The 4987-nt window shown below is 33.5% G+C and carries 5 protein-coding genes and 1 pseudogene; all 6 read left to right on the forward strand.

All coding sequences use genetic code 11. The annotated features are described in order from the left end of the window. Positions 1 to 284 precede the first annotated feature (284 nt). The 6 genes and pseudogenes from VF726_RS31420 (at position 285) to VF726_RS31445 (ending at position 4952) form a co-directional block, all read left to right on the forward strand. Positions 285 to 998: a response regulator transcription factor gene (locus VF726_RS31420; protein ID WP_166705522.1), complete on the forward strand. Its 714-nt coding sequence runs from the start codon at positions 285 to 287 to the stop codon at positions 996 to 998. Next, on the forward strand, positions 988 to 2001 hold the full coding sequence (locus VF726_RS31425; RefSeq protein WP_440174128.1) for a sensor histidine kinase: 1014 nt from the start codon (positions 988 to 990) through the stop codon (positions 1999 to 2001). Before VF726_RS31420 ends, VF726_RS31425 begins: the two co-directional genes overlap by 11 nt. Positions 2002 to 2069: 68 nt before the next feature. Further along, entirely contained in the window at positions 2070 to 2999 is a 930-nt protein-coding gene (locus tag VF726_RS31430) for an ABC transporter ATP-binding protein (protein WP_440174129.1), read from the forward strand. Further along, a complete protein-coding gene (locus VF726_RS31435) occupies positions 2992 to 3729 on the forward strand; it encodes an ABC transporter permease (RefSeq protein ID WP_440174130.1) in 738 nt (245 codons plus the stop codon). The genes VF726_RS31430 and VF726_RS31435 overlap by 8 nt, the downstream gene beginning before the upstream one ends. Positions 3730 to 3746: 17 nt before the next feature. Further along, positions 3747 to 4544, forward strand: coding sequence for an undecaprenyl-diphosphate phosphatase UppP (uppP, locus tag VF726_RS31440; RefSeq protein WP_440174131.1), 798 nt, complete (start codon positions 3747 to 3749; stop codon positions 4542 to 4544). A gap of 82 nt (positions 4545 to 4626) precedes the next feature. After that, a pseudogene (locus VF726_RS31445) lies at positions 4627 to 4952 on the forward strand (ASCH domain-containing protein). Positions 4953 to 4987 lie beyond the last annotated feature (35 nt).

Consider the following 4987-nt stretch of genomic DNA (forward strand, 5'->3'; position numbering starts at 1 on the left):
TTATATTACACCTCTAAGGTGAAATCGTCAACACCTTTTTATAAAGATATTCAATTTAATATTTTTATGCTCTTTTAGCTAGATATGCCTCTACAAAGAGTCATTACCGGAAACCACCTTTTGCTTCTCTTTAATTTATTCTTTCAAAACATATTCGAGTCATTTTGAACTCTAGACTTAATACGTGCAAAACTTTTCCTCCAATAAAACTAGCAACCTAATTTTAACAAATACTAGTATATAATTAGGTTGTTGTTGTAAATCTATTAGAAGCAGGTGAAGATATGAAAGATATACGTATCCTTATAGCAGACGATGATAAAGAAATCCGAAATTTATTAAAAATATATTTAGAGCGAGAATTATATATGGTAGATACTGCGATTAATGGAGATGAAGCCTTACAGTTATTTAATCAAAACAACTATAACCTCGTTATATTAGACCTTATGATGCCGAAAGTAGATGGTATCGAAGTATGCAGAAAGCTTAGAGATAAAACTAACGTACCTATATTAATGCTGACTGCTAAAGATCACGAAGTTGATAAAATTTTAGGTCTAAGCATTGGTGCTGATGATTACATTACAAAACCTTTCAGCATTCATGAGGTGGTTGCACGAGTAAAAGCTCTTATGCGACGTTTTTTAGTTCTTGGAAGTAACATTAATGTACAAGAGAAAACAACCCTAACCTTTAAAGGGCTAACTATCGATTTAAATACATATACAGTTCATACAAATAAAGAGGAAATTAACTTAACCGGAAAAGAACTGGAACTATTAAAATTCTTTACCTCAAACCCAGGGCAAGTATTTACTAAAACTCAGCTCTTCCGAAATGTATGGGACGATAATTATATAGAAGATGATAATACCGTTATGGTACATATTCGAAAACTTAGAAAGAAAATAGAAATCGATCCTTCCAATCCTAAATTTATTCAAACCGTATGGGGCATTGGTTATAAGTTTGTAGGTGAAAAACTTGAAGACTGATAAAACGCTATTCCTTATTTCATTACAACTTATCATTTGTGGGTTTTTAAATATACAAATGGTTCCAAGCATACAAATGTCTTTATTTATTATCCTTATCTTAATTACACTACATCTCTTCTTTTCAAGAATACAATTCATTCAGCATCGCAAATCAATAGATACTAAATTAAGCCGTGTACTAAAAGGTAATTTACAAACGAGATTATTTACAAGCAATGATCGTTCATTACATAATATCGTTTTTTCAATAAATGAACTAATAGCTGAATTAGAAAAGGTTCGGATTGAAGCAAAAAGGTCTGAGGAATCTAGAAAACAACTTTTGTCTAGTATCTCGCACGACATTCGAACACCACTCACCTCCATTATTGGCTATATCGATGCTTTAAAAGATGGGGTTGCTGCTTCTGAAATAGAAAAGCAAGAATATCTTAAAGTACTTTATATAAAATCAAATAACTTAAAACACCTAGTTGATGACATATTCAATATAGCAAAGCTAGACGCCAATGAATTTCCAATAAAAGAAGAACAACTCGACTTTTCTGAAGTTACCAGAGAAATTTTAATTGAATTTTTACCTGAACTCTCAAAACATAATATTGAGCTACAAGTTCTAATCCCAGAATCTACTTGCCCTATCATCGCAGACCACCTTAGCCTTATGCGAATTATGAATAATTTAATAAAAAATGCTATTTATTACGGAAAGGATGGGAAAACATTAGGAATCGAACTAATAGAAACTGATGCAGACTATGAACTTCTTATTTGGGACAAAGGCCCGGGTATTCCAAAACATGACTTACAAAACATATTTGAGCGAATGTACCGAAGCGAACAATCAAGAAATTCCTCCTATGGCGGTAGCGGCCTAGGACTTGCCATTGTAAAAGCACTAGTTGAGAAGCAGCATGGACATATATGGGTTGAAAGTATTCCATGGGAACGAACTACTTTTTGCTTTTCCATTCCAAAACACAATGCTTTTAAGAAATAGTTAAGAAATGATTAATATGCAGTTAAGCCTTCCTTTTTATCATGTAAGTAAGAACTTATAGAAAGTAGGTGTCCCCTATAAATACAATTATAAAAACGACTAACCTTACTAAAGCATACGGCACACAAAAATCGGTAGATAATCTAAATATTAACGTTCAACAAGGAGAAATTTACGGATTCATAGGACGTAACGGTGCAGGTAAAACTACAACCATTCGTATGTTACTCAGCCTTATAAAGCCTACAAGTGGAAATATTGAAATATTCGGAGAGAACTTATTTCAAAACCAAAAAGATATTTTAAGAAGAATTGGTTCTATCGTTGAGGTTCCAGGGTTTTATGAAAACTTAACTGCAAAAGAAAACTTATTAGTTAATACAAAGATAATTGGAATTCATAAAAAGAATGCTATTGAAGAAGCATTAGAAATAGTAGGATTGCAACACGAAACAAAAAAATTAGTTGGGAAGTATTCTTTAGGAATGAAGCAGCGTTTAGGAATTGCACGCGCCCTTCTCCATTATCCCGAACTACTCATATTAGATGAACCAACTAACGGGCTAGACCCCATCGGGATTAAAGAAATGCGAAAACTTATTCATTCTTTAGCTCAAGAAAGGAATATAACGATACTCATTTCTAGTCACATATTAGCCGAGGTAGAGCAGTTAGTCGATCGTATCGGAATTATTCACGAAGGAAAGTTACTAGAAGAAGTTTCTCTTAATACGCTACGCAAAGCAAACCGTAAATACATAGAATTTCAGGTGAACAATGACAATAAGGCTGCGATGCTATTAGAAAATCAATTTCAAATTTTCGATTATGAGGTACATGATGAAGGGAATATTCGCATTTACTCTCATTTCGGGCAACAAGGATATATAAACAGAACGTTTGTTCTAAATGATATTGAAGTATTAAAAATGATGATGAGCGAAGACAGGTTAGAAGATTATTTCACCAAGCTAGTTGGAGGTGGAACAATTGGTTAACCTACTCTATACAGAACTATTAAAACTAAAACGCTCTAATATGTTTTTAATTAGTATTATTGGGGCTGGTGTCGCGCCTTTTTTAGTCGTAGTAGCTTCTTATATACATATAAAAACAAAACAGCCAACTCCGACTATTTTGTTCCATCAATTATTCACTGAAGTTAACTTATACACGACTTTAGTTATAGGGTTCCCCTTATATGGAGTAGTAGTTGCTTATCTGTTTACCCGTGAATATGCAGAAGACACATTAAAAAATTTACTAACTATCCCCGTGTCACGCATTAGTTTTATTATAAGTAAGTTCATCATTCTTTTCCTTTGGATCATGATGCTAACTTTAGTTGCTTGGTCGCTTACTTTAATATTAGGGCTATTGGGAAACTTCCCTGGTTTTAACACTGCTTTACTTTTAGGTTCTTTCCTAAGATTTTTAACCTGTGGCGGACTTCTCTTTCTATTGTCTTCACCTATTGTGCTATTAACTCTTGTAATGAAGAGCTATGTACCGCCTATTATATTAACAGTCATTATTACAATGACTAATCTTATGCTCGTAAATTCCAAGCATAAAGATTTATTTCCGTGGACCGCCACTTTAGATATCGCAAATAACGAATTACAACCCACATATCCACCAGAGTATTCTTATATAATCATTGCAGCAACAACGATTTTCGGATTTATTGCAACACTATTCTATTTTAAGAGAGTAGACATTCATTAATTTATAGGAGTGAAATTATGAGCGATATCATTACTGCCTTCATACTTGGGATTGTAGAGGGGTTAGCTGAATTTTTACCTATCTCTTCTACTGGTCACCTTATATTAGTCGGGCATTTATTAGGATTTGAAGGAGAAAGAGCAAAAACGTTTGAAATTGTTATTCAGCTAGGCGCAATTTTAGCTATTGCAATTTTATATCATAAACGTCTCGTTTCTTTATGTAATATTAAGCCTCTTCTACGGAAAGAGAAAAAATTCAACGCGTTCCATGTATTTCTTGGCGTATTTCCAGCAGTAGTTGCTGGTTTGCTACTACATGATGTTATTAAAACTTACTTATTTCAGCCATACACTGTTGTGATTGGACTTGTAGCAGGGGCAATTCTTATGATCTTTGCAGAAGTAAAAAAGCAAGAAGCAACCTCCTATTCACTGGATGATTTAACATACCGTCAAGCATTAACAATTGGATTATTTCAATGTTTAGCAGTATACCCCGGCTTCTCCAGAGCCGGCTCTACTATCTCTGGAGGTCTATTAGCAAAAGTAAATTATAAGACTGCATCTGAGTTCTCATTTCTCATTGCCCTCCCTGTAATGGTTGGGGCTACAGGCTTAGACTTATTAAAAAGCTGGACGTACTTAAGTGTCGATGATATCCCTATGTTTGCGGTAGGATTCATCACTTCTTTTATAGTCGCAATGTTAGCAGTAGTAACATTCCTAAAGCTTTTAGAGAAGATAGGTTTAAAACCTTTTGCATATTATCGTATTTTGCTGGCTATCTTATTTACACTCTTCGTATTACTATAGATTCGTATATGTCACATATTATTGAACCGATATTCAAGTTGAAGTATCGGTTTTTTTATCTCTTTCACCTCTAGTATGACTTATTTCAATACGGTCTAATGGAAATAGTGAAAAACCAGAATCTATTACAGCTTGGCAATTCGGTAATTCCCCTAATCATCTCGCACAGTTAATAATTGATGACATAAAAACAGTAACATGCTTCGGCAATATTTTTTATGAATTAGAAAATGAACCACTACCAACAACTAACCGATAGTCAGAATGAACCTGTAGCTATTATTAAGAGAATAGAAGTAACTATATATAATACCAATGAATGAAATAATAAAAGAATGCGCTATCGCTGAAGGCTATCATACCTATAGTTGCGAACTTATCGATATAAAAAACAAAATGAAGCTATAATTAATAACGATTTCACGAAAAGTTCACGCTTTATT

The sequence above is a fragment of the Bacillus sp. Brlt_9 genome, from assembly GCF_051948935.1.
GTDB lineage: Bacteria > Bacillota > Bacilli > Bacillales > Bacillaceae_G > Bacillus_A.

Excerpts from the sequence above, each read along its gene's own strand:
- VF726_RS31420 (WP_166705522.1), top strand. The coding sequence starts at position 285 with ATGAAAGATATACGTATCCTTATAGCAGACGATGATAAAGAAATCCGA.
- uppP (WP_440174131.1), top strand. The coding sequence starts at position 3,747 with ATGAGCGATATCATTACTGCCTTCATACTTGGGATTGTAGAGGGGTTA.